Origin of the sequence: Mycobacterium sp. 1465703.0 (assembly GCF_001672975.1) — a bacterium.
In the GTDB taxonomy this organism is placed as follows: Bacteria; Actinomycetota; Actinomycetes; order Mycobacteriales; family Mycobacteriaceae; genus Mycobacterium.
The window spans coordinates 1-25,911 of record NZ_LZKU01000215.1; the positions used below are offsets into that span (position 1 = coordinate 1).

Annotated in this window: 17 protein-coding genes; 14 read left to right on the forward strand and 3 right to left on the reverse strand. The window is 67.1% G+C overall.

Annotation, left to right across the window (positions count from 1 at the left end):
* The 10 genes from A5625_RS20515 to A5625_RS20560 all read left to right on the forward strand — a co-directional run.
* The coding region (locus A5625_RS20515) for a phosphopantetheine-binding protein (RefSeq protein ID WP_156748407.1) at positions 1–311 on the forward strand (311 nt) is incomplete at its 5' end.
* Between the two features lie 8 nt (positions 312–319).
* Positions 320–1,081: a thioesterase II family protein gene (locus A5625_RS20520; RefSeq protein WP_066998177.1), complete on the forward strand. Its 762-nt coding sequence runs from the start codon at positions 320–322 to the stop codon at positions 1,079–1,081.
* A gap of 5 nt (positions 1,082–1,086) precedes the next feature.
* Positions 1,087–2,406: a polyketide synthase gene (locus tag A5625_RS20525; protein ID WP_066998180.1), complete on the forward strand. Its 1,320-nt coding sequence runs from the start codon at positions 1,087–1,089 to the stop codon at positions 2,404–2,406.
* Positions 2,406–5,456, forward strand: coding sequence for a mycobactin polyketide synthase MbtD (mbtD, locus tag A5625_RS20530; RefSeq protein WP_066998182.1), 3,051 nt, complete (start codon positions 2,406–2,408; stop codon positions 5,454–5,456). The genes A5625_RS20525 and mbtD overlap by 1 nt, the downstream gene beginning before the upstream one ends.
* A gap of 1 nt (position 5,457) precedes the next feature.
* A complete protein-coding gene (locus A5625_RS20535; protein ID WP_066998184.1) occupies positions 5,458–12,051 on the forward strand; it encodes a non-ribosomal peptide synthetase in 6,594 nt (2,197 codons plus the stop codon).
* Positions 12,048–16,487 carry a non-ribosomal peptide synthetase gene (locus A5625_RS20540; protein ID WP_066998186.1) on the forward strand — a complete coding sequence of 1,480 codons (4,440 nt, stop codon included), beginning with the start codon at positions 12,048–12,050 and terminating at the stop codon, positions 16,485–16,487. The genes A5625_RS20535 and A5625_RS20540 overlap by 4 nt, the downstream gene beginning before the upstream one ends.
* On the forward strand, positions 16,484–17,773 hold the full coding sequence (gene mbtG / locus A5625_RS20545) for an NADPH-dependent L-lysine N(6)-monooxygenase MbtG (RefSeq protein ID WP_066998189.1): 1,290 nt from the start codon (positions 16,484–16,486) through the stop codon (positions 17,771–17,773). The genes A5625_RS20540 and mbtG overlap by 4 nt, the downstream gene beginning before the upstream one ends.
* Complete coding sequence (locus A5625_RS20550; RefSeq protein WP_066998192.1) at positions 17,751–17,969, forward strand: MbtH family protein; 219 nt, start codon at positions 17,751–17,753, stop codon at positions 17,967–17,969. The genes mbtG and A5625_RS20550 overlap by 23 nt, the downstream gene beginning before the upstream one ends.
* Before the next feature lie 232 nt (positions 17,970–18,201).
* Positions 18,202–18,741, forward strand: coding sequence for a hypothetical protein (locus A5625_RS20555; protein WP_066998194.1), 540 nt, complete (start codon positions 18,202–18,204; stop codon positions 18,739–18,741).
* Positions 18,742–19,022: 281 nt separating this feature from the next.
* A complete protein-coding gene (locus tag A5625_RS20560; RefSeq protein ID WP_066998196.1) occupies positions 19,023–19,544 on the forward strand; it encodes a hypothetical protein in 522 nt (173 codons plus the stop codon).
* Here the strand turns inward: A5625_RS20560 and A5625_RS20565 are convergent.
* The 3 genes from A5625_RS20565 to A5625_RS20575 all read right to left on the reverse strand — a co-directional run bounded on the left by A5625_RS20565 (position 19,538) and on the right by A5625_RS20575 (position 21,425).
* Positions 19,538–20,428: a sigma-70 family RNA polymerase sigma factor gene (locus A5625_RS20565; RefSeq protein WP_197516169.1), complete on the reverse strand. Its 891-nt coding sequence runs from the start codon at positions 20,426–20,428 to the stop codon at positions 19,538–19,540. The two genes, A5625_RS20560 and A5625_RS20565, sit on opposite strands and share 7 nt — an antisense overlap.
* Entirely contained in the window at positions 20,425–21,033 is a 609-nt protein-coding gene (locus tag A5625_RS20570; RefSeq protein ID WP_066998218.1) for a carboxymuconolactone decarboxylase family protein, read from the reverse strand. Before A5625_RS20570 ends, A5625_RS20565 begins: the two co-directional genes overlap by 4 nt.
* Before the next feature lie 77 nt (positions 21,034–21,110).
* Positions 21,111–21,425 carry a type II toxin-antitoxin system VapB family antitoxin gene (locus A5625_RS20575; protein WP_064933122.1) on the reverse strand — a complete coding sequence of 105 codons (315 nt, stop codon included), beginning with the start codon at positions 21,423–21,425 and terminating at the stop codon, positions 21,111–21,113.
* 250 nt (positions 21,426–21,675) lie between these two features.
* Here A5625_RS20575 and hrcA point away from each other — a divergent pair, with 250 nt between their 5' ends.
* Genes hrcA through A5625_RS20595 form a run of 4 tightly spaced genes read left to right on the forward strand, consistent with a single transcriptional unit; the run spans position 21,676 to position 25,898 of the window.
* Positions 21,676–22,707 (forward strand): heat-inducible transcriptional repressor HrcA, encoded by a 1,032-nt coding sequence (hrcA, locus tag A5625_RS20580; protein WP_066998221.1) that lies wholly within the window; start codon positions 21,676–21,678, stop codon positions 22,705–22,707.
* Between the two features lie 57 nt (positions 22,708–22,764).
* On the forward strand, positions 22,765–23,910 hold the full coding sequence (gene dnaJ, locus A5625_RS20585; protein WP_066998224.1) for a molecular chaperone DnaJ: 1,146 nt from the start codon (positions 22,765–22,767) through the stop codon (positions 23,908–23,910).
* A gap of 24 nt (positions 23,911–23,934) precedes the next feature.
* Positions 23,935–24,783: a 16S rRNA (uracil(1498)-N(3))-methyltransferase gene (locus A5625_RS20590; RefSeq protein WP_066998227.1), complete on the forward strand. Its 849-nt coding sequence runs from the start codon at positions 23,935–23,937 to the stop codon at positions 24,781–24,783.
* A gap of 56 nt (positions 24,784–24,839) precedes the next feature.
* On the forward strand, positions 24,840–25,898 hold the full coding sequence (locus A5625_RS20595) for a PhoH family protein (protein WP_066998231.1): 1,059 nt from the start codon (positions 24,840–24,842) through the stop codon (positions 25,896–25,898).
* Positions 25,899–25,911: the final 13 nt, after the last annotated feature.

Below are 25,911 nucleotides of genomic sequence, written 5' to 3' on the forward strand. Positions count from 1 at the left end.
CACTGGTAATGATTTTCGGTGATCTACTCGGCCGGGAAAACGTCGGAGTCGACGATGACTTCTTCGCGCTCGGCGGCGATTCGGTGCTGGCCACCCAGGCGGTGGGGCGGATTCGGGCGTGGCTGGATGCACCGGACATCATGGTCGCCGACATCTTCGCCAACCGAACCGTGTCGGCGCTGGCCACGGTGCTCAGTGCCGCCGAGCGCGACCCGGGCCGCCTCGACCAGGTCGCCGAGCTGTATCTGGAGGTTATCGGCATGGATGCCGAGTCGGTTTTGGCGTCCTCTCAGCAACCCACGAAATCGTAAACAGCACAATGACATTGAATAATCTTATCGCCGTGTCTGCCACGTTCCCATCCTGGATCAAACTGACCCCGGGCCGCCACAACGGGTCATCCACCGGCGCCATCGTGATCTTTCCGCATGCCGGCGCGGCCGCGACAAGCTACCGGATACTGGCAGCCGCGCTGGCCGCCGGCGCCGATACCTACATCGTGCAATACCCGCAGCGGGCCGACCGCCTCAGCGAACCCGCTCACGACAGCGTGCACGACCTTGCCGTCAGCCTGTTTCGGTCCGCACCATGGCCCAGCGTCGCGCCACTGCAGTTGTTCGGGCACAGCATGGGCGCGGTGGTCGCCTTCGAATTCGCCCGGGTCGCCGAAATGCACGGTGCTGCCGTGCACAAGCTCTGGGTATCGGCGGGCCCGCCGCCATGCGTCGTCGCCGACATGCCCGAACTGCCGACCAGTGACGACGGCTTGCTGGCCGATATCGCCGACTTGGGTGGTACCGACCCCGAACTGCTGGCCGACGAAGAGTTCTCCGAATTGCTGACCACCGCGGTGCGCGCCGACTACCAGGCCTTCAACGGGTATGAGCCCAGCCCGGATGTTCGGATCGGTGCCGACATTCACGTGCTGGGTGGCCGTGATGACCACCGCATCGCGACCGGTGTGCTCCGGCAGTGGCAAAAGCACACCGCCGGGTCCTTTGCCATGTCGTTGTATGACGGCGGGCACTTCTACGTCTATGACCATGTCGAAGCGATCGCCGCGCAGGTGAATGCCGGGTGATATCAATGCCTGACGACCGGGTCGACGCCGAGCGTGCCGACCCGGTGGTGATCGTGGGGATGGGTGTGGAGGCACCCGGTGGGATCGAAACCGCCGAGGATTACTGGGATCTGTTGGCGCACGGCCGTGAGGCGCTGGGTCCGTTTCCCACCGACCGCGGCTGGGCAGTGCGCGAACTGCTCGCCGGATCGCGCCGTAACGGCTTCAAAGAGATTCATGACCGTGGTGGTTTCCTCACCGGGGCAACCACATTCGACCCGGAATTCTTCGGCATCTCACCCCGTGAGGCCGTCGTGATGGATCCCCAGCAGCGGGTCGCGCTTCGCGTGGCGTGGCGCGCGTGTGAGAACAGTGGCATCAACCCCGACGACCTGGCCGGCCACGATGTGGGCTGCTTTGTCGGCGCCTCTGCCACCGGCTATGGCCCGGAGATGGCCCAATTCTCGGAACACAGCGGTCATCTGCTGGCCGGCACCGCACTCAGCGTGATTTCGGGCCGGATCGCTTACACGCTCGGGCTGACGGGTCCGGCGCTGACCCTGGATTCCTCGTGCGCGTCCGCGTTGGTGGCGTTCCACGTCGCGGTGCGCTCCCTGCAAAACGATGACTGTGATCTGGCCATAGCGGGTGGGGTCAACGTGCTGGGCTCACCGGGCTTCTTCGTCGAGTTCTCCAAACAACACGCGCTCTCCGATGACGGCTACTGTCGTCCCTACAGCGCGCAGGCCAGCGGAACCGTCTGGGCGGAGGGAGCGGCAATGTTTGTGCTGCAACGCAAATCGTCCGCGCTGCGCGCCGGCCGGCAGATCGTGGCCGAGGTGCGGGCCACCGCGATGAATCAGGACGGGCGCAGCGCCGGTCTGAGCGCGCCCAGCGGCGATGCCCAGATCCGGCTGTTCCAACGGGCCATCAACCAAGCCGGGATCAAGCCCGCCGAGGTAGGAATGATCGAGGGGCACGGTACCGGTACCCGACTCGGTGACCGAACCGAATTACGCTCGCTGGCCCAGACTTACGGCGAGACCGAGCCCGATGCCGGAGCGCTGCTGGGTTCGGTGAAATCCAACGTGGGCCACTCTTTGGCTGCCGCCGGAGCCCTGGGGCTGGCCAAGGTGCTGGTCTCCGCCGAACACGGCGCCGTCCCGCCGACCCTGCACGCCAGTGAAGCCAGTCCCGAAATCGAATGGGACAGACAAGGGTTGCGGCTAGCGCAGACCTTGACGCCGTGGCCGGCCATCGACGGGCATCGCACTGCCGCAGCCTCGGCGTTCGGGATCGCCGGCACCAACGCACATCTGATCGTCTCGGTGCCCGAGGTCGCGTGATGCTTACCCATCGGCTGCCAGACGGGCGCATCCCGGTACTGCTCAGTGCGCACGACCCGGAGCTGATCCGCCGCGATGCCGCGGCGATCACCGATTACCTGGGCCGCGTCGATGATTCGGCGGACATGACCGCCGCGGTCGCCGCCACCCTGCTGCGGTTGCGCAGGGTGCGACGGCACCGGGCGGTGGTACGAGCGGCATGCAGCGCGGAACTCGTCGCGGGATTGTCCGCGATCGCACGTGGCGAGGAGCACGAGCTGGTCACGTACTCCGCGGCGACAACGCCGCCGCGCATCGCATTCGTGTTTGCGGGCCAGGGCAGTCAATGGCAGGCGATGGGAACCGATGCCTACCGGACGTTGCCGGCCTACCGCGAAGCGGCCGACCGGTGCGCGCAGGCGTTCGCCGCCGCCGGATTCCCTTCTCCACTGCCATATCTGGTGGGGGAGGAAGAGCAGAGCTGGTCACGCCCCGAGATACAGGGAGCGCAGTTCACCCACGCGGTGAGTCTGGCCGAAGCATGGCGCTGCTATGGGGTGCGGCCCGATATCACTATTGGCCACAGCCTCGGCGAGGTGGCGGCGGCCTATGTGGCGGCGACGATTTCATTGCCGGATGCGGTCGCTTTGGTGGTTGCGCGCGCCACCGTTGTCGACCAGCTTTCCGGCCGCTATGCGATGGCGGTGCTCGGAACCGGCCTCGACGTCGCGGAGTCGCTGCTGGCCGAGACACCCGGCTGGCTGGAAGTTTCGGCCGTCAACGGGCCGTTGTCCACCGTGGTCGCCGGCGATCACGAAGCAGTAGCCGCCGCGGTCGTGCTGGCCCAACAGCGCGGCATCTTCAGCCAGCAGTTGGCCGTCGACTATCCCGGCCACACCAGTGCACTCCGACCGTTGCGTGCGCGCCTGGCTGAGCTGACGCCGAAATCGGCTTTCCGGGACGGCCCGGTGAGGTTCATCGGCTCCACGCTGGGCACCGAGTTGGGCGATGCAACCGACTTCTCTCAGTACTGGTATGAAAACCTCTGTGGCACAGTGAGGTTTGATCTCGCCGTGCAGTATGCCCGCGGCTGCGGGGCTGACACTTTCGTCGAGCTCTCGGCGCACCCGTCCTTGCTCTACCCGCTGGGCGGCGTCGTCGACGACGACTCGACCGTCATCGTCGGCTCGGGGCACCGTGACCGATCCATCGCCGATTCGCTGTCGGCGGGCATCACCGCCATCGCGACCGCCGACCCCGGATGCAAGTGGACCAACGCCGTCCCGCCGGCCAATCGCCCCGTGCTGCGGGGATTCCCGAACGCGCCGATGCGGGCGGTGCACCTGTGGGCGGCACCGGAACGAATGATCGAAGCGGGGCCGACGCCCACCGTGGCCGTCGAGGGTTGGCAGCCCACCACGTCTCCGGTCGCAGCGAACACAACGACGCGCGACATCGGTTTCTTCGGTGCGGACGCAATGACCAGCCGACTGGTTGACGCGGTTGCGGCACACGGCGGCTGCCGAGCGGTGCCGCCGCGCGAGGCGGAAATCCTGGTCATCGCCGCCCCAGCACTCGACCAGCTCGACGCCATCGCCGCGATCGAGCAGATCGCCGGCCGGCCCGATGCGGGGCTGCCCGACTACCCCGCCCTCATCGGCCCACGATGCCGGTCCGTGTGGTTGCTCACCGCCGGTGCCGAACACGTGGCGCGGGATACCTGCAGTGTCTCGCCGGCGCAGGCTGCGCTGGCGGCAATGCATCGCAGCGTCGGCTTCGAATTCGCGGAACAGGCGTTCGGACACCTAGACCTGAGCGACCGAGATGTCGATGCCGCCACGGCACAAGCCGCGGTCGACGTGCTGCTCGGTCAGGCGGCCGAGGTCGCATTGCGCGGCGGTGGATCGCCGCGACGCCACATCCGGACGTTCAGGGCGTGCCGCGAATCGGCCACCCCGCGCCCCCTCGATGCCACCACGCTGGACGATGTGGTGATCACCGGCGGTAACGGAGCCATCGGATTGCAGTACGCGCGGTACTGCCTGCAACGCGGGGCCCGGATCGTCACCCTGTTGAGCCGCAACGGTGTTGATCCGGCCGTACTGCATGAGCTCGCCGGGAGATATGACGCCCAGCTGCGTGCCCCGCAGTGCGATATCACCGATCACGTCGCGCTGTCCGCGGTCGCCGCCGAATATGGCGGCAGCGGCGCGTCCTTGCTGATTCACACCGCGGGCATCGCGCAGGCGCGCTCGCGTTCGGATCTCACCGGTGCGGATGTGGCGGCGGTCTGCGCTGCCAAGGTCCGCGGGTTGGCATCGATGGCCGATGTATGGCCGCTGCGGCCGGACTGCCGAATCCTGGCCTGCTCCTCGGTATTCGGGGTGTGGGGCGGGTATAGCCACGCGGCATACGCAGCATCCAACCGGATGCTGGACGTGCTGGCCGCCCAGCTGCGTGCCAAAGGCCGTGACTGCACGGCGATCCGGTGGGGGCTGTGGCAAGGCGCCGGGGTAGTAGTGGGCAACGAGATCACCCGCACCGAACGCTCGGGTTTGATGGCGATGGATCCGGGTCAGGCGATCGAAGCCAGTCTGTACCGCTACGACGGCGATCCGCTGATTTTCGACGCGGACTTCGAGCGGCTCCAGGTGTTCTTCGAAAGTCAGGGCATGACAATGCCGTTCAGTGTTTCGCACGCCGGCGGTGCCGGTGGCGGGGCGGAAACCGATGAGTCCGTTGCGAAGCCACTTGCCGAAATCGTTCGCGCCGAATTGGCCGCGACGCTGCATTTGGGGGATTCGCTATCGATTGACCCGGGCACGCCGCTCATCGACTTGGGCGTTGACTCGTTGCTCGCACTGGATTTACGTAAGCGGTTGCGCCGTGCGGTGGGAAACTCGGTTCCGGTGGCTCGCATGCTCGGCGGCATCACACTGAATGAGCTGGTCGAAGCGTTGCAGGCCGACTCAGCCGATGGGCCAGCGGCGCCACCGGCACTCGAGCGCATCGGGGCTGCAAACGGTGCGCAACACTCCTCGCTCACGATGCTCGAAAGGTTAGATTCCTAGCGTGAAAGACACCACCAGCGCCGACGCCCGTCTCGACGATGAGCGCTTGGAATTATTGCGCCGCAAGCTCGCTGAACGCGGCCTGACCCGGCCGACTGGTGGCGCGGCCGTGGCAACCTCTGACGAGCCGCGTATGTCAGTCGGTCAGCACCGAATGTGGTTCGTGCAGTCGGTTGATACCGACAGCGCTCTGCTCAACATCTGCGTTTCCTACCGCGTGACCGGAACCGTCGACGCCGCACGGCTGCATCACGCGGTCGATGCCGTCGCCGCGCGACATCCCGTTCTGCACACGACCTATGACACCACCGCCGATGGCGACCCGCGTCCGGTGCTCCGCAGGGATCTGCGACCCGACTGGGCCGAACACGACCTGACCGGGCTCACCGATCAGGCCCGTCGCTTGCGCCTGCGCGTGCTGGCGCAGCGGGACTTTGGCCGACCATTCGACCTGAGTAAGGATTCGCCGCTGCGAGTCGCATTGGCGCACTTGGCCGCCGATGAACTGATGCTGCTGATCACCGCCCATCACATTGCCTGGGACGACGGTTCTTGGGCACCGTTTTTCACCGATCTGACTCGCGCGTACACCGACCCGGACGGCTTCGCCGCCGGGCCGGTGCTGCCGGCCTTTTCCGCGGACCCGACCGCAATTCCTCAGGCGGACCTGGACTACTGGCGACCGCTGATGGTCAACCTTCCGGAGCCACTCGAGCTTCCCGGCGCCAACGGCTCGGTGGTGCCCACTACCTGGCGCGCTGAGCGCGCATCCGCGCAGTTGCCGGTTGACATCGTCGATCGCGCCGCCGCGCTGGGCCGCGAGACGGGCGCCACCACGTACATGGTGTTGCTGGCCGCGTTCGGCGCACTGGTGCACCGCTACACCCAGTCGACCGACTTCCTGGTTGCTGTGCCGGTGCTGAACCGCGGAGTCGGAACCGAAGACGTCATCGGGTACTACGGCAATACCGTCGTGACCCGGCTGCAACCCCAGTCACACCAGACGTTCCGTGAACTGCTGGCCCAAACCCGGGACGGTGCGATGGGCGCTTTCGCTCATTCGCGTGCCAACCTGGATTGGCTGGTGCGCGAAGCGAACCCGGACCGCCGGCACGGCGCGGACCGAATGACCCGGGTGAGCTTCGGCCAGCGTGAGTCCGCTGGCGCCGGGTTCTGCCCGCCGGGCGTGCACTGCGAGCGCGGTGAGCTGCGCGGGGATTTCAACCAGCTGCCGCTGAGTCTGATGGTTGAGCTGAACCGTACGCCGGATGGCTCCGGCGAGGGCCTGGTGGAAGCCGAATATCTGGTCGAGGTGCTGGATCAGCAGTTGGTGGAGCAATTGCTGCGCCACTATGCCGCCCTGCTGGACAGCGTGCTGTCCAACCCCGACGCGAAGCTGTCGGCCTGCTCGTTGATGCGCGAAGACGAGGCCGAGTGGCTGCGCGCTGTGTCGACCGGCGAAGAATTCGTCACTCCGGCCAGCACGTTGCCCGAGCTGGTCGGCCGGAGGGCGGCGCTGACGCCCGATGCCGTCGCCGTCGTCTACGAGGGCCGCGCCTACACCTACCGCGAAATCGACCAAGAGTCGAACCGGTTGGCGCACTGGCTCATTGAACAAGGCATCGGCACCGAGGATCGCGTTGCGGTGCTGCTGGACAAGTCCCCCGAATTGGTCATCACGGCGCTCGGGGTGCTCAAGGCGGGCGGCGTATACCTGCCGGTGGATCCGACCTATCCCGAGGACCGGCTGAGCTTCATTCTGGGGGACGCCGACGCCAAACTTGTGCTGCGCGAACCCGTTACCGACATTGCGCAGTATCCCGGTACCGCGCCCGCCGAGTTGGTCCGACCGCTGAGCCCGCAGAACACCGCGTACCTGATCTACACCTCGGGTTCGACCGGGTTGCCCAAAGGCGTACCGGTGCCCCACGCACCAATTGCCGAGTACTTCGTGTGGTTCGGCGACGAGTACCGGATCGACGACACCGATCGGCTGCTGCAGGTAGCATCGCCCAGCTTCGACGTGTCGATGGGCGAGATCTTCGGCACCTTGATCATGGGTGCCCGGTTGGTGATTCCGCGGCCCGACGGGCTGCGCGACATCGGCTATCTGACCGAACTGCTGGCCCGTGAAGGCATTACGTCGATGCACTTCGTGCCGTCGCTGCTGGGGCTCTTTCTGTCGCTGCCCGGCGTGAGCCAATGGCGCACCCTGCGACGCGTGCCCATCGGCGGCGAAGCGCTGCCCGGCGAGATCGCCGACAAGTTTCACGCCACCTTCGACGCGTCGCTGTACAACTTCTACGGACCGACCGAGACGGTCGTCAACTGCACCAGCTACCCGGTGGAGGGTACCCAGGGTACTCGGGTGGTGCCGATCGGCCGGCCCAAGATCAACACGCAGGTGTACCTGCTCGACAATGCGCTGCAGCCGGTCCCCATCGGGGTGATCGGTGAAATCTACATCGCGGGAACACATGTCGCACACGGATATCACCGCAGGCCGCAGTTGACGGCCGAGCGCTTCGTCGCCGACCCGTTCACATCGGGTGGCCGCATGTACCGCTCCGGTGACCTGGCCCGCCGCAACGCCGAGGGCGACATCGAATTCGTCGGCCGCGCCGACGAGCAGGTGAAGATTCGCGGCTTCCGCATCGAGTTGGGTGAAATCGCCGCCGCCATCTCGGTCGACCCCAGCGTCGGACAAGCGGTTGTGCTGGCCATGGACCTGCCCCAGTTGGGCAAGAGCCTGGTGGGATATGTGACGCCGGCCCAGGGCGGCGACACCGAAACGGTTGACGTCGAACGCATCCGCGCCCGGGTGGCCGCCGCACTGCCGGACTACATGACCCCGGCCGCCTACGTGGTGCTCGACGAGATCCCGATCACCGCACACCAGAAGATCGACCGGTCCGCGCTGCCGGAGCCACAGATTGCGGCTGCCACCGAATACCGCGGTCCGACGACTCCCACCGAACATCGCATCGCCCAACTGTTTTCCGGGCTGCTCGGCCACGACCGGGTGGGCGTCGACGACTCGTTCTTCGATCTGGGTGGCCACTCGCTGGTCGCCACCAAACTGGTCACCGCGATCCGCGCGGAGTGTGGTGTCGAAATCGGCATCCGGGACGTGTTCGAACTCGCCACGGTGGGCTTGTTGGCCGAGCGGGTGGACCAGCTCAGTTCGGGCGAACTGATGCAGTCGCGACTTAGGCTGAAAGCCACCGCACACGACGGGCCCATGCCGCTGTCGGCATCACAGCTGCGCAGCTGGTTCGCCTACCGCGTGGACGGGCCGAGCCGGGTCAACAACATCCCCTTTGCCGCGAAGTTGACCGGTCCGTGGGACATCGACGCGCTGATCGCCGCCGTCGGCGATGTCGTTGCCCGGCACGAAATCCTGCGCACCAGCTACGTCGAGTTGGACGGCATGCCGTATCAGCTGGTAGGCCCGGCCGACGCCGAGATTCCGGTGCGCCGCGAGGTCGGCCCCGACGACGCCTGGCTGCAGCAGCAGCTCGACGTCGAGCGGTGCCACTGCTTCGAACTGGACGCCGAATTGCCCATCCGGGTCGCGGTGCTGCGTGCGGAGAACGCCGCAGAGCATGTGCTGTCGCTGGTCGTGCACCACATCGCCTCTGACCATTGGTCGGCCGGCGTGCTGTTCTCCGACGTGATGACGGCCTATCGCGCCCGGCGCGGCGGCGAAGAGCCGTCCTGGGCCCCGCTTCGCGTGCAGTATGCCGATTACGCGGAATGGCAGCGCACCTTCCTGGGTCTGGATTCCGATGCGAACGGCCAGGAATCAGCGATCGCCGCCGAACAGCGGGAGTACTGGACTCGACAGCTGGCCGGGCTGCCCGAGGACACCGGGCTGCGCCCGGACTTCCCGCGCCAGCCGGTGCCCAGCGGCGACGGCGAATCCGTCGATTTCCGCATCGACTCGGCCACCCGCGACAAGCTCAACGAGGTGTGCCGCGAGCTGGGCATCACCGAATTCATGCTGCTGCAGTCGGCGGTCGCGGTGGTTCTGCACAAAGCCGGTGGCGGAGTGGACATTCCGCTGGGCACTCCGGTCGCCGGTCGCACCGAAGCCGAGTTAGACCAGCTGATCGGTTTTTTCGTCAATATCTTGGTGCTGCGCAACGACTTAGACGGCAACCCGACGCTGCGAGAACTGCTCAAGCGGGCCCGCGAGACCGCCCTGGCCGCCTACGCTCACCAGGACCTGCCGTTCGACCGGGTGGTCGACAGCGTCAGCCCGGTGCGGTCGCTGTCACGCAATCCGCTGTTCCAGGTCGTCGTGCATGTCCGAGATCACCTGTCGGCCACCCAGGTCATCGAGACCGCACCCGCCGGCAGCGCCCAGCAGGATACCGTGTGCACCTCGCTGGCCCCCGTCTTCGACATGGCGCACGCGGATTTGAGCGTCAACTTCTTCGGCACCGACGGCTCCGACGACATCGGCTACAACTGCAATGTCATCTTCCGCACCGAGCTCTACGCCAGAACCACCATCGAGCGGCTGGCCGGGTGGCTGACCCGGGCGCTCACCGCGTTTGCCGATGATCTCGATCAGACTTTGCGTGACGTTGAGCTGATCGACGCCGGCGAACAGCGACGCATTCTGCAGGAGTGGAGCCGCGGCGAGCAGGCGCCGCATGACCGGCCGCGCACCATCCCGGAATTACTGGAGCCCAGTCGGGCGTGGGGAACCGACCGGATCGCGGTGCGCTGCGGCGACGAGACCATCGATTACCCTACACTGCACCGCCGTTCGGACCACCTGGCCGCGCTCCTGGTCAAGAACGGAGTAGGCCCCGGGTCGTTGGTCGGGCTGTCGACCCGGCGGAGCATCGATCTGGTGGTGGCACTGGTAGCCATCATGAAGACCGGCGCCGGTTACTTCCCCATCGACCCCGGTTATCCGCTGGCGCGAAAGCAATTCATGCTCGACGATGTGCAGCCGCCGGTCGTGGTCGCAACCGGCGAAGCGGTGGACACCATGCCGCAGGTGTCGGGTGTCCAGCTGATCTCGCTGGACGATCCACAGGTGCGCGCCCTGTTGGACAGCGATGACGTAAATCCGCAGCCCAGGGATTTGCCGCTACCGCATCCCGACGACCCGATGTACCTGGTGTTCACCTCCGGGTCCACCGGTAAGCCGAAAGGTGCAGTGGGAACGCATCGCTCGATGGCGGCCCGGCTCGATTGGCAGCTGCGCCACTACCCCCCGCGAACCGACGACGTCCGATTGGCGCAGGCTTCGATCACCTTCCTGGAAGGCGGCATGGAGATGCTGGCCGGCCTGGCGGCCGGCGCGACCATGATCCTGGCCGACGATGCCGAGCATCGCGACCCGGAGGCAGTCGCGGACTTGATGAACCGGCATTCGGTCGCTCAGGTAACCGCGGTGCCCAGCCTGGTGTCGGCATTGGTGGACAGCCGGCCCGATGCCGTGCGCTCGCTGTCCCGGCTGGTATGCGGTGGCGAGCCGGTGAGCACTGCGCTGCTGCAGCGGCTGGCGTCGGCGTGCGCCGACGGAGACGGTGTCGGCACCGAGCTGTTGAACAACATCGGCTCCACCGAGACCTCCGGAGCGGTATCACGCGGGCGGTTGGGTCTCCCGAATCCGCTTGTGGGAAAGCCGGTTCCGGGTGCCGAGGCCTACCTGCTCGACGACGGATTGCGTCCCGTACCGGTCGGTGTGGTTGGCGAGCTGTATTACGCCGGTGACCAGTTGGCTCGCGGGTATTGGAAACGCGCGGGCCTGACCGCGTCACGGTTTGTTGCCAATCCCTATGGTGCCGAGCCGGGTTCTCGGTTGTACCGCAGTGGCGACTTGGCCCGGTGGACCGAGGACGGCCAACTGGAGTTCGTAGGGCGGTCCGATCACCAGGTGCAGGTCCGCGGTTTCCGGGTCGAGCTGGCCGAAGTCGAGGCCGCACTGGCGGCGGTCGACGGCGTCGCCGCCGCGGCGGCTCGCACCTGGGAGGTGCACGGCGGCACATCGCTGGCCGGATACGTTGTGCCGCAACGACCGATCGTCGATGACTCGGAGAAGGCGGCATTCGCGGGGGAGGTGCGCGCCGCGATCGCAACCAGCCTGCCGGGCTACATGCTGCCGTCGTCGCTGACCGTGCTCGACGTCTTGCCCAAGACCGAATCGGGCAAGCTGAACCGGCCAGGCCTGCCGCGGCCGACGGTCAGCACCGGCGGTCAGATCGAACCGGCACGCACGGACACCGAACGGAAGCTGGCCAAGGTGTTCGCCGATCTGTTGTCGACTTCCGAAGTGGGGCGCTTCGACGACTTCTTCGCCCTGGGCGGCGACAGCATCCTGTCCGTGCAGCTCGCCTCGCGGGCACGGGCGGCCGGCCTGGCGGTGAGCCCGCGGATGATCTTCGAGAATCCGACGGTGCAGCAACTGGCCGCCGCGCTGGATGCCCTGGGCGACGAAGATGATGTCGGCGCCCAGCTGGGTGAACAGGCCGGCGATACCCGTTTCGAGCCGATGAGCGCCTCCGGGCTATCGTCCTCGGATTTGGCTGCTGTGACGCAACTTTGGTCGTCGACACGCGAAGGCACGACATGACTGCTGCCAAGACCGACGTCGCACCCGGCATCGAGGACGTGATGGCGTTGAGCCCCCTGCAGGAGGGCTTGTATTCGCTGACCACGCTTGCCGAATTCGCCGACGGCGAACCGGCGGACGACCCCTACGTGATCGGGATAGCGGCCGACATCTCCGGCGAACTCGACGTCGCACTGTTAGGTAATTGCGCCGAGAAGATGTTGGTGCGGCATCCGAATCTGCGGGCCAGCTTCTTCAGCCGGGGCATCCCGCGCCCGGTACAGATCGTGCCTTCGCGCGTCGAACTGCCATGGCGAATCGTCGCCGCCGCGCCCGAGGACGTGCCGACGCTGGAAACCGGCGAACGCCGGCGACCGTTCGATTTGGAACACGGTCCGGCCATCCGCTTCCTGCTCATCGAATTGCCGTGCGAGCAATGGCGTTTGGTGCTCACCGCCCATCACATCGTGATCGACGGATGGTCGTTGCCGGTGTTCGTCAACGAGATGATGATCCTGTATCAGGCCGGCGGGGATCTGTCGGCGCTGCCGGTCGCACCGCGGCCCTACCGCGACTACATCGGCTGGCTGGCGAGCCGCGATCCGGAAACCAGCCATCGGGTCTGGCGCGAGCACCTTAGGGATCTGCCGGGACCTACCCTGTTGGCGGCTGCGCTGGGGTCCGTCGAGCCGGCAGAGGGGCAGCAGAGGTCGCTGCCGCGCACCACCCAATTGCGGTTGCCGGCCGAGACCACCGCGCGGTTGGTCGAGGACACCCGATCCCGCGGCATCACCGTCAACACCCTCATGCAAATGGCGTGGGCGCTGGTGTTGTCCCGCTTGACCGACAGCCGGGATGTGATCTTCGGCGTCACGGTTTCCGGCAGACCGCCCGAACTGACCGGCGTCGAAACCATGGTCGGTTTGTTCATCAACACCGTGCCGCTGCGGGTGCGGCTCGACCCGGCCGCGCGTGTCGACGAGCAATGCCGCGCCGTGCAGCGCAACGCCGCCCTGTTGCGAGAGCACAGCTACCTCGGGCACGCGCAACTTCGCGCCCTCGGTGGGGTCGGGGAGATGTTCGACACCCTGCTGGTCTACGAGAACTTCCCGATGGACGGCTTGACCGCCGGCGGCGAATTGACCGCCGGCGGTGCGACATTCCGTCCGTCCGCGCTGCAAACCTTGTCCCATTTCCCGATCGCCGTCGCCGCCCACATGGAAGGCGGCGAACTGGTGTTGCTGATCGAAGCGATCGACGGCGCACTGGGCGCCATCTCCGCTGACACATTCGGGCGGCGGGTGTTGACCACCGCCGAGCGACTACTGCAAGGCTGGGTGCGACCGATACGCGAGGTCAGTGTCCTGCTGGAAGGCGAGTCGGACCCGCTGGGCGCCGACGGCGCACCGCTCCGGCCGTCACCGTTGAGCATCCACGCCCGGTTCGCCGACGTGGTGGCCGCGGCGCCGGACAACCCGGCGGTCAGCTGGGCGGGCGGCACGCTCACTTATCGCGAACTGAACGACCAGGCCACCCGGCTGGCGGCGCAACTTGCCCGCAGCGGCGTCCAGCCCGAAACACCGGTGGGCATAAGGCTTTCCAGGGGTCCGCACTACATCGTCGCAATCCTTGCCGTGCTCAAAGTGGGGGGCATGTGCGTGCCGATGGAGCCGGGTATGCCCTCGGAGCGGGTGAACTCGATTCTGCGCCAATCCGGCGCGCTGATCGTGTTGGACGAGGCGAAAACCGAGGAACTGCTGCGGGCCGGCGAACCCCACCATGGCGACTTCGACCCGGTCGACGTTGCACCCGAGCAGGCCGCGTATGTCGTGTTCACCTCGGGTACGACGGGAGAACCCAAGGGCGTCATCGGAACTCACGGTGCTGTAAGCGCTTACGCCGACGATCATCTGGACCGCGTGTTGCGGCCCGCCGCCGGCCGCCTGGGCCGGCCGCTGCGCATCGCACACGCGTGGTCGTTCGCCTTCGACGCCGCCTGGCAGCCGTTGGTCGGTTTGCTCGGCGGGCACGCGGTGCACGTGGTCGATGAGCAGGCCCAGACCGATGCCGAGGCGCTCGTCGCGCTGATCGCCGCGGATGGCATCGACATGATCGACACCACCCCGTCGATGTTCGCCCAACTGCAGGCTTTCGGTTTGTTGAGCGCGGCGCCGCTGACGGTGTTGGCCCTGGGCGGCGAGGCCGTCGGTAGCGCCGCGTGGACTCGGATCCGCACTACCTGCCGCGCCTCGCCGATGACGGCGTACAACTGCTACGGGCCCACCGAGACCACAGTCGAGGCGGTGGTCGCCGCCATCGCCGAGCATGACGAGCCGTCCATCGGGCGGCCGACCCGGCACACCCGTGGCTACGTGCTGGATTCCGCGCTGCGCGCGGTGCCGTGCGGCGCAACGGGAGAACTGTATCTGGGTGGTGCGCAGCTGGCCCGCGGTTATTTGGGCCGCGCTGCCGAGACCGCTTCGCGCTTTGTCGCCAACCCGTTTGCCACCGGCGAGCGGATGTACCGAACCGGCGACCTGGTGCGCCGGTTACCCGACGGCTCACTGCAATTCGTGGGACGCGCCGATGCCCAGGTCAAGATCCGCGGCCACCGCGTCGAGCCCGGAGAAATCGCGGCCGTCCTCGAATCGCATCCGGCCGTCCGGCACGCGGGCGTGCTGGTACAGCAGCGCCAGGGCGTCGCGCGATTGACCGCCTACGTGGCCGCCGACCCGTCAGCCGGGCAGCCCGCGGCATCCGAGCTGCGCGGTATGCTCGGCACCCGGTTACCGCGCTACATGGTTCCGCAGCGCATCGTGATGGTCGACGAAATACCGTTGACCCCTAACGGAAAGCTTGACGAAACGGCATTGGCCGCCGTGGACGCCGCCGAGTCCACGGCCGGGGCGGCGACGCCAGAGACCGCCACGGAATCGGCGCTGGCCGAACTGCTCGCAGAGCTGCTCGGCCAACCGCAGGTCGACGTCAGCGCCGACTTCCTACAGCTGGGCCTGGACAGCATCATGGCGTTGTCGGTGGTGCAAGCGGCCCGGGCGCGGGGAATTGCGTTGCGCGCCAGGCTTATCCTCGAGTGCAGCAACGTCCGCGAGCTGGCTGAGGCCATCGATTCGGAAAGCACGGCCGCTGCCCAACAGGTGGACGGCCGAATCGGCCCAATGCCATTGCTGCCCAACGGTCGATGGCTTTATGAATATGGCGATCCGCGCCGGCTTGCCCAGACCGAAGCCATCCGATTGCCCGCGACGCTGCGCCGCGAACAGTTGGATGCTGCGCTTGCCGGCATCATCGAGAGCCACGAGGTGCTGCGCACCCGAGTGGACCGCCGCACGATGACGCTGATTCCGGTACCGGCCGCCGATATCCGGACCGAACTCAAAGAGGTTGAGGTGCTTGACGACCTGGCCGCGGCGGTGCCGACCCACGTCGCCCAGGCAGTCAACCGCCTCGACCCCGAACGCGGAACGCTGCTGTCCGCGGTGTGGCTTCGGCCGCCGACCGGAGAGAGCGTTCTGCTGCTGGCTGCGCATGTCGTGGCGCTGGACCCGGCCTCGTGGCGAGTGATCCTCGGCGAACTGGGCGCCGCCCTGACCGCCTCGGCCACCGGTCACTCACCCGCACCGATTCGCGAGCACACCAGCTATCGGCGTTGGGCCGACGCGGTGAGCGCGCGTGCGCACCGCTTGGACACCGTGCAATTCTGGGCGTCCCAACTCGACGGCGACGATCCCGATCTGGGTGCTCGCCGGCTGGATCCGAGCCAAGACCGGGCGCGCGATCTGATCGTCCGCAACGTGGCCACCGACGCCGACCTCACCCGCCGGTTGCTGGAGTCGGGTCTGCCATTGCCCACCCTGCTGGTCGCCGCGACCGCGGCGACGGTGACCCGCTGGCGCCGGCTGCGCGGCCAGCCCACGCCACCGCCGCTGCTGGCGCTCGAAACACACGGCCGGGCAGACAGTTTGGTGGACCAGCCGGGTGCGCACACCATCGATACCGGCGACACGGTCGGACTATTGAGCTCCATCTACCCGATCCGGCTGGACTCGGTCGATCCGCGCCAGGTGGGGGAGAAGTTGGCGGCGATCCCGGGCGACGGCCTCGACTTTGGGCTGCTGCGCTACTTGCGGGCCGACACCGCCGAGCGGCTCGCCGCCTTGCCAACCCCGCAGCTGCTGCTCAACTATCTCGGGGCCGCCCACACCGACGGCGGCACCGGCCTGACGCTTCACCGCGAGCTACTCGCCGGGGTGTCGCCGGTGCCGGAGCCCGGGCTGGCGGTGCGCCACGAGCTCACCATCGCCGCGATGGTGTTGACCTGGGACGGGGAGCGGGTTCTGGCCGCGCAATGGCGTGCCCTGCCCGACATTCTCAGTGAGGCGGATATTACTGCGCTACAAGAACTTTGGGTTGAATCACTGCGGGATATGGTGAAATGAGCACACTTGCCATCGTGGGCGCCGGCGCCAAGGCGGTGGCCGTGGCCGCCAAGGCTTCGGTGCTACGCGAAATGGGCATCGAGGTTCCTGACGTGGTGGCCGTGGAGCGGATCGGAGTCGCGGCGAACTGGCAGGCCAGTGGCGGCTGGACCGACGGCGCGCACCGGCTGGGCACCAGCCCGGAAAAAGACGTCGGGTTTCCCTACCGCTCGGCGCTGGTGCCACGGCGCAATGCCGAACTGGACGAGCGGATGACCCGCTACAGCTGGCAGTCCTACCTGATCGCGACGGCATCGTTCGCCGAGTGGATCGACCGAGGCAGACCGGCACCGACGCATCGCCGATGGAGCCAGTACCTGAGTTGGGTCGCCGACCACGTGGGAATGAATGTGGTGCTCGGTGGCGTCGAACGACTGGCGATCAGCGGCGATCGCTGGGCGTTGCACACTCACGAGGCCACCGTGCACGCCGATGCGTTGATGATCACCGGTCCCGGCCAGGCCGAAAAGTCTTTGCTTCCCGGGAATCCGCGGATGCTGTCGATCGCCCAATTCTGGGATCGCGCCGCGAACAACGACCGGATCAAAGCGGAGCGGGTGGCGGTGATCGGCGGCGGTGAGACGGCCGCAACGATGCTCTATGAGCTGTTCCGGCACCGGGTGTCGAGCATTACCGTGATTTCGCCGCAGGCGACGTTGTTCACCCGTGGCGAGGGATTTTTCGAGAACTCGCTGTTCTCCGATCCCACCAATTGGCCGGCCCTCACGCTGGCCGAACGTCGCGATGCGTTGGCGCGCACCGACCGCGGGGTGTTTTCGTCGAACGTGCAAGAGGCATTGCTGGCAGACGATCGCATTCACCACCTGCGTGGCCGCGTCGCCCACGCGGTGGGCAAGGAAGGGCAGATCCGGTTGACGCTGTCGACCAACCGCGGCAGCGAAAATCTGGAGACGGTGCATGGGTTCGACCTGGTCATCGACGGCTCCGGCGCCGACTCGCTTTGGTTCACACCATTGTTCAGTCAGGATGCGCTTGATCTGCTGGAACTCGGTCTCGGTGGGCCCCTGACTTCAGAGCGGCTGCAGGAGGCGATAGGTTATGACCTGGCCGTCACAGACGTGACACCCAAGTTGTTCCTGCCGAACCTGTCAGGACTTACCCAGGGGCCCGGGTTTCCCAACCTGAGCTGCCTAGGACTGCTATCCGACCGGGTGTTGGGATCCACCGTCAGCCCGTCCAGGTATCCCGTGAGAAGGAGATATGATGAGCGCCGCCAACCCCTTTGACGACGAAGACGCGACGTTTGTGGTGCTGGTCAACGACGAGGAACAGCACAGCCTGTGGCCGACTTTCGCTGACATGCCGGCCGGATGGCGGGTGGTATTCGGTGAAGCCAGCCGCGCGGACTGCCTGCAGTATGTGGAACAGAACTGGTCGGACATCCGGCCCAAGAGCTTGATCGACGCCCTCGCCGAGCAGTAGCCGGCCGCGCGCCGGGGGTCTGCGGTAAATTTCGCCGTTACCTGCTTGCGGCACAGAGTATTAACGGGTTTGCACACGTCGCGGCCGTAGCGTCGTCGTAACGTGACCCGCCTGAGACACAAAAACCGTTGGCGCAGGGCACACTTACACCATCTTCAACCATGGAGACGTGTGACCGCGTGTGGCCGTCCGTAGGATCCCGCCACGGTCCATGTGCATCGAAGGGGGACCTGTGAAATCCGTGAAGTCCATTGCCACGGGCGTGGCGGCGCTGACCGCCATTGGCGGCGCCGCCGCCGGTGTGGCTTCCATTGCAGCACCGTTGGATCAACTCCAACTGGCGGCGGTCGGCATGCCACTGCCGCAGGATCCGCCACCGCCGCCGCCCCCGCCGCCCGCGCCGCCGGGTGCGCCAGGGCAATTGCCGACGGCTGACCAGTTGGCCAACCTGTGCACCCAAGTAACCGACCCCGGCGTTAACTACCGGGACAAGGCCAACCTCGTTGAAAACGGCGTCCCTCAAAACGAGGGTATGGTCGCCGACCACGACCTGAGGAAGGCCTACCGGAACGGGAACTTCCCCGAGCAGTTCAACGTGACGAACATTGCGCCGGCGGGGCCGAACATGGCTCAAGCCGATGTGGGCATCACCGGGCCGAAGTTCGCCGGGCCGGTCAACAAGCACCTGGTGTTCGTCAACCAAAACGGGAACTGGGTCTTGCAACACGACGCGGCGCTCGCCCTCTTGCAGGCGGCGACCGCAACGAACTAGTCATACCGACGCCAAACCCCATGCGCCGCGGAACGTGGCGCATGGGGTTTGGCATATCAGGACACGGCCGCAATGAGCGGGCGACCGGGGAATTCGGCACGCCCTCGCACAGCCGACGCACAGTTTTCTCATGATTTCCGCACATCGGACCGCCGTAACGTATCGATGCCGAGACACGAAGTACCAGACGCAACCGGCACGCTGACACCATCCACACCGCCACCAATGGGCGTGAGGATTGCCAACTGCGCGTCAACATTCGTGCCACCGAAGGGGGAACCATGAAAACCGTCAAAGTCCTTGCCACCGGCCTGGCAGCCCTGGCCATCGTCGGCGGCGCCGCGGCCGGCGTCGCCTCTGTCGCGACGCCGAGTGTGCGGGCCGCCGGGGTGCGGCTCGCCGCCGTCGACGCGCCGCTGCCCCAGGATCCGCCGCCGGCCCAGCCGATCGCGGGTGCTGATGTGCCGACTTCCGATCAGCTGACGGGCGTGCTCAACAGCCTTGCCGACCCGAAGGTCTCGTTCACCAGCAAGAGCAACCTGGTGCAGGGTGGCATCAGCGGGATGGAAGCGCACGTCGCCGACAAGAAGCTGCAGAAGGCGGCCAAGAACGGCGACCTGCCGCTGTCGTTCAACGTCACGAACATCCAGCCGGCCGCCGCCGGTTCGGCCACCGCCGACGTCGCGGTCTCCGGTCCGAAGCTGCCGTCGCCGGTCACGCAGAACGTCACCTTCGTCAATCAGGGTGGCTGGGTGCTGTCGCGGGCGTCGGCGATGGAGTTGCTGCAAGCCGCCGGTCAGTGATCGGCGGCCAACCCGCGCAGGTCTAATTTGGCGATGCGGGCCGGATCCGCCAGCACATCGATCGCGCGGATCTGGCCGCCGCGCACCACGAAGGCCATCACGGATGCCGCGCGGCCGGCGAAGAAAATCACCGCGCCCGCGGCACCGTTGACGGTCGCCGCATGCACCTCGCGCTCGGGTCCGGCGTAACTGCGAGCCAGCTCGGCCACCGAGGCCGAGCCCTGAGCGCGGTAAGGGGCCGCGGCGGCACCGAAGTCGCCGCGCAACACCACGTCGGGATGTAGCACCGACACCAAGCGGTCGAAGTCGCCGCTGCGCCCCGCCGCGAAGAAGGCGTCGACGACCTCGCGTTGAGCGGCCAGCGTCCCGTCCGGAACCGGATCGGCCTGTTCGATTCGCCGTCGGGCCCGACTGGCCAGCTTGCGGGCCGACTCCGGCGTCCGGTCGACGATCGCGGCGATCTGATCGAAGGGCACGGTGAAGACGTCGTGCAGCACGAACGCCAGCCGCTCCGCCGGCGGCAACGTATCCAGCACCACGAACAGCGCCAGCCCCACCGCGTCGGCGAGCATCGCGCGGTGCTCGGGGTCGAATTCCCCCGGGGCCTCCACGATCGGATCGGGCAGGTGACCAACCAGCTCCTCACCGCCGTGAATCCGGCGGTGGCGCAACACATTCAGACAGATGCGGGCCACCACCGTAGTAAGCCAGGCGTCCAGGTTGGCGATGCCGGCGTCGGATTCGGCGCTGCGGCTCAGCCGCAACCACGCCTCCTGCACCGCATCCTGAGCGTCCTCGATCGAGCCCAGCATCCGGTAGGCGATGGCCCACAGCTGTGGCCGGGCCGCCTCAAAGCGGGCCGCCAGCGACGCATCCGCCGTCACGGCCGATCGGTCTCCGGTAACGCGCAGACCTGATTGCCGGAGAAACCCGACGAGCCGATGTCGAGCGCGATGTTGAATCGGGCACGAAGATTGCCGAGCGTGATGACGTGGGTCAGGCCGACCAGCTGGGCGGTATCGAAGTGCGCGCGCAGCGCATCGAACAGTTGAGCGCTCACCTCAACCGGCGTGCGGCTGATCGCGGTGGCGTACTGCAGGATCAGCTTGTCGGCTTCGGAAAAGCACGGCGCGTTCTGATAGTCGGCTTGGGGTCTCGACAGGGCCAACAGCTCTTCGTCGGTGATGCCCCAGCGGCGGGCGATCTGTGAACCGAGGTCGATGCAGTATTCGCAACCCACCGTCGTCGCCGACTTCAGCTCGGCCAGCGCCCGCTGCCGGGGACTGAGAACGTCCAGTTTCGACTCGGCCTGCTCCAACTTGCCGTAGGCGTTCAGCAATCGCGGGATGTGCGCATACATCCGCAGCGGTTCCAGCATCCCGGCGGTTTCCAGTCCGGTCATGTGTGCGAGCTTGCGCTTGGTGAAAAAGAAGGCGATCTTGGCGCCGAGGCGGGCGTCGCGGTCGGAGACTCCTTGCAGCCGTGGCATGGCGGTCCTCCTGGCAAGTTGTGGTGTGAACCAACGTCCTTACTAGGTCGACACGCGGCGAGGCCCGAACGTGACCATCAGCCGGGCTGGCCCAGCGGCATGTCCATGTCGAACACCCGGGCATGCAGCACGGTGCGGTTCCGCAGCGCCGCGCGCACCGCGCGATGCAGGCCGTCTTCCAGATAGGTGATGCCTTTCCACCGCACCGCATGCGGGAAGAGATCCCCGTAGAAGGTGGAGTCTTCGGAGAGCAGCCGGTCCAGTGCGAGGACCGTTGTGGTGGTGACCAATTCGTCGAGACGGATCTGCTGCGGCGGTATCTGCGACCAATCCCGATAGGACAGGTTGTGCTCGGGGTACGGCTTGCCGTCGCGCACGCCCTTGAAGATCATCGGCGGCCGACCTTTCCCGACTCATTGCTGTGGCCCGACCGGTTCATTCTGAAAAGGTTAGCCGGACGAATAGTCGTCAGCACCGATGCGTACGACGAAAGTCGCGCGACGGCCGCTGCCGGCCCGGTCACGACTGCGGCCCGCGATCCCGGCGGCCACCGTCTTGGCCGAACGGCCGCGATAACGGTCGGTGTCGCCCGAGCCCGTAAAATGAATCCGGTCCAGGCGGTATCGAAGGAGGTGGCGGCCGGTGGGAAGTGCCGATGACCGTCGGTTCGAGGTGTTGCGTGCCATCGTCGCCGACTTCGTCGCCACCAAAGAACCGATTGGTTCCAAGACGCTGGTCGAACGCCACAACTTGGGCGTCTCGTCCGCGACCGTGCGCAACGACATGGCGGTGCTCGAGGCCGAGGGATACATCACCCAGCCGCACACCAGCTCCGGTCGGGTGCCTACCGAGAAGGGCTATCGCGAGTTCGTCGATCGGCTCGATGACGTCAAGCCGCTGTCCTCAGCCGAGCGGCGCGCGATCCAGGCCTTCCTCGAGTCCGGCGTCGACCTCGACGACGTGCTGCGCCGCGCGGTCCGGCTGCTCGCGCAGCTGACCCGGCAGGTGGCCGTGGTCCAGTACCCGACGCTGTCCTCGTCGACCGTGCGGCACCTCGAAGTGATCGCTTTGACACCCGCGCGGCTGCTGATGGTCGTCATCACCGACTCCGGACGGGTCGACCAGCGTGTCGTCGAACTCGGCGATGTGATCGACGAGCACGAGCTTTCGCAGCTGCGGGAAATGCTCGGTCAGGCCCTGGTCGGCAAGAAGCTGTCGGCCGCCTCGGTGGCGGTCGCCGACCTGGCCGGACAGTTGCGCAGCCCGGACGGCCTCGGTGACGCCGTCGGCCGGTCGGCGACGGTGTTGCTGGAATCGCTGGTCGAGCACACCGAAGAACGCTTGCTGATGGGCGGCACCGCCAATCTGACCCGCAACTCCGCCGATTTCGGTGGCTCGTTGCGGTCCATCCTGGAAGCCCTGGAGGAGCAGGTGGTGGTGCTGCGGTTGCTGGCGGCCCAGCAGGAAGCCGGTAAGGTGACGGTGCGCATCGGCCATGAGACGGCCGCCGAGCAGATGGTGGGCACTTCCATGGTGACCACCGCCTACGGCACCTCCGACACCGTTTACGGGGGAATGGGTGTGCTGGGGCCCACCCGGATGGACTATCCGGGAACTATCGCCAGCGTTGCTGCGGTTGCCCTATATATCGGCGAAGTCCTGGGTGCTCGATGATCGCGCACCCGCACTGTGGCTAGGCGCGGATAAAGACCAGGTATAGGAGAAGCAAGCGTGGCACGCGATTATTACGGGCTGCTCGGCGTGAGCAGAAACGCCAGCGACGCGGAGATCAAGCGCGCGTACCGCAAGCTGGCGCGCGAACTGCATCCCGACGTCAACCCGGATGAGGCCGCGCAGGCGAAATTCCAGGAAATCAGCGCCGCCTACGAGGTGTTGAGTGACCCCGAGAAGCGGCGGATCGTCGACCTGGGCGGGGATCCGCTGGAGAACGCGGCCGCGGCGGGCGGCGGTTTCGGCGGATTCGGCGGCCTGGGTGATGTATTCGAAGCCTTCTTCGGCGGCGGCTTCAGCGGCGGTGCGACCTCCCGCGGCCCGATCGGGCGCGTCCGGCCGGGCTCGGACTCGCTGCTGCGGATGCGGCTGGACCTCGAAGAGTGCGCCACCGGGGTGACCAAGCAGGTCACCGTCGACACCGCGGTGCTGTGCGATCGGTGCCAGGGCAAGGGCACCAACGGCGATTCGGTACCGGTCCCCTGCGACACGTGCGGCGGTCGCGGCGAGGTTCAGACCGTGCAGCGTTCGCTGCTGGGCCAGGTGATGACATCACGGCCGTGTCCGACCTGCCGTGGCGTCGGCGTCGTCATCCCGGACCCGTGCCATCAATGCATGGGCGACGGCCGGGTGCGGGCCCGCCGGGAGATCAGCGTCAAGATCCCCGCCGGTGTCGCTGACGGTATGCGTGTGCGGCTGGCCGCCCAGGGCGAGGTCGGGCCCGGCGGAGGGCCGGCCGGAGATTTGTACGTCGAGGTGCATGAACAGCCCCACGACGTCTTCGTCCGCGAGGGTGACGACCTGCACTGCACGGTTTCGGTGCCGATGGTCGACGCAGCGCTGGGCGCCACCGTCACCGTCGACGCCATTTTGGACGGCGTCAGTGAGATCACCATCCCGCCCGGTACCCAACCGGCCTCGGTCATCACGCTGCGTGGCCACGGCATGCCGCACCTGCGCTCGGGCACCCGGGGCGATCTGCATGTGCACGTCGAAGTGGTGGTGCCCGCCCGGCTCGACCACCGCGACACCGAATTGCTGCGCGAGTTCAAGGCGCGCCGCAGTCGCGATGTGCCCGAGGTCCGCTCGACCCACGCCGGCGGCGGATTGTTCAGCCGGCTCCGCGAAACCTTCACCGGGCGCTAGCCCGCGGCCCGCGAAGGCGCGCACATGGTCGCGACGCTGTTTTACCTCGACGATCTGCCCGAACCCGGCGCGCTCGCCGTGCTGGCCGGCGGCGAGGGTTTTCACGCCGCCACCGTGCGCCGCATCCGTCCCGGCGAGCAACTCGTGCTCGGTGACGGCGCCGGAGCCCTGGCCCACTGCGAAGTGGAGCACGCCGGGCGCGACGGACTGCGCGCGCGGGTGCTGCAACGCTGGAGCGTCGCCCCCGGCTCGCCGCGGGTGACGGTGGTGCAGGCCCTGCCGAAGTCGGAACGCTCTGAGCTGGCCATCGAGTTGGCCACCGAAGCCGGCGCCGACGCGTTCCTGGCTTGGCAAGCCGCTCGTTGCGTCGCCAACTGGCAGGGCAACCGGGTCGACAAGGGCCTGCGCCGGTGGCGTGCCGTGGCCCGCTCAGCGGCCCGGCAATCCCGCCGGGCGCATATCCCGCCGGTCGACGGCGTGCTGTCCACCGCGCAGCTCACCGAGCGGATCCGCGACGACGTGGCCGCCGGCGCGACGGCGCTGGCCTTGCACGAGTCGGCCACCGGCCGACTCGCCGGCATCGAGCTGGCCCAAGCGAAATCAGTGCTGCTGGTGGTCGGTCCCGAAGGCGGCATCGCCGAAGACGAGATGGCCGCGCTGTCCGACGCGGGAGCCGTGGCGGTGCGGCTTGGCCCCCAGGTGCTGCGGACGTCGACCGCTGCGGCGGTGGCGCTGGGCGCCCTCGGTGTGCTGACCCCCCGGTGGGACCAGCGCGCCGACATCCCGGGCAACGGCCACACGCTGCAGGTTCGCGACACGGCCACGTCGTCGAGTACGTTGCTGAACACTGACCAACCGGGGCCCTCGGCGTAGACTGAGACGGCCCAGCAACCGACCGACAAGCCGAGAAAGCAGGCATCGAGAGCCACGTGACGCCCCGCGAGACCAGCGCTGCTGACGCAGCCGGAGCCGTCCCGGCCTCTGCTCAGGTTCGCAGCAGCATCGACGTTCCGCCCGATGCCGTCATGGGCCTGTTGGGTTCGTCGGACCAGAACCTGCGGGCCCTGGAACGCAGCCTGAATGCCGACCTGCACGTGCGCGGCAATGCGGTCACCCTCGCCGGTGAGCCTGCCGACGTCGCGCTCGCCGAGCGGGTGATATCCGAGCTGATCGCCATCGTTGCCAGTGGTCAGCCGCTGACACCGGAGGTGGTTCGGCATAGCGTCGCCATGCTGGCCGGCACCGACAACGAGTCACCGGCCGAAGTGCTCACGCTGGACATCTTGTCGCGGCGCGGAAAGACGATCCGGCCCAAAACGCTCAACCAGAAGCGCTACGTCGACGCCATCGACGCCAACACCATCGTCTTCGGGGTCGGCCCGGCCGGCACCGGCAAGACGTATCTGGCGATGGCCAAAGCGGTCAACGCTCTGCAGACCAAACAGGTCAGCCGGATCATCTTGACTCGGCCGGCCGTGGAAGCCGGTGAGCGCCTCGGGTTTTTGCCCGGCACGCTCAGCGAGAAGATCGATCCGTATCTGCGGCCGTTGTATGACGCGCTGTACGACATGATGGATCCCGAGCTGATACCCAAACTGATGACCGCCGGTGTCATCGAGGTGGCGCCGCTGGCCTACATGCGCGGGCGCACCCTTAATTCCGCGTTCATCGTCCTCGACGAGGCGCAGAACACCACCGCCGAGCAGATGAAGATGTTCCTCACTCGACTCGGCTTCGGATCGAAGATCGTCGTCACCGGGGACATCACCCAGGTCGACCTTCCGGGCGGCGCCAAGTCCGGCCTGCGCTCGGCGATGGAAATCCTGGACAGCGTGGAGGACATCCACGTGGCCGAGTTGACCAGCGTGGACGTGGTCCGCCACCGGCTGGTCTCGGAGATTGTCGACGCCTATGCGAAATTCGAAGAGCCCGGCCTGACGATGAACCGGGCGTCGCGGCGGGCGACCGGCTCGCGCGGTCGTCGATGATGGTGCGGTGAGC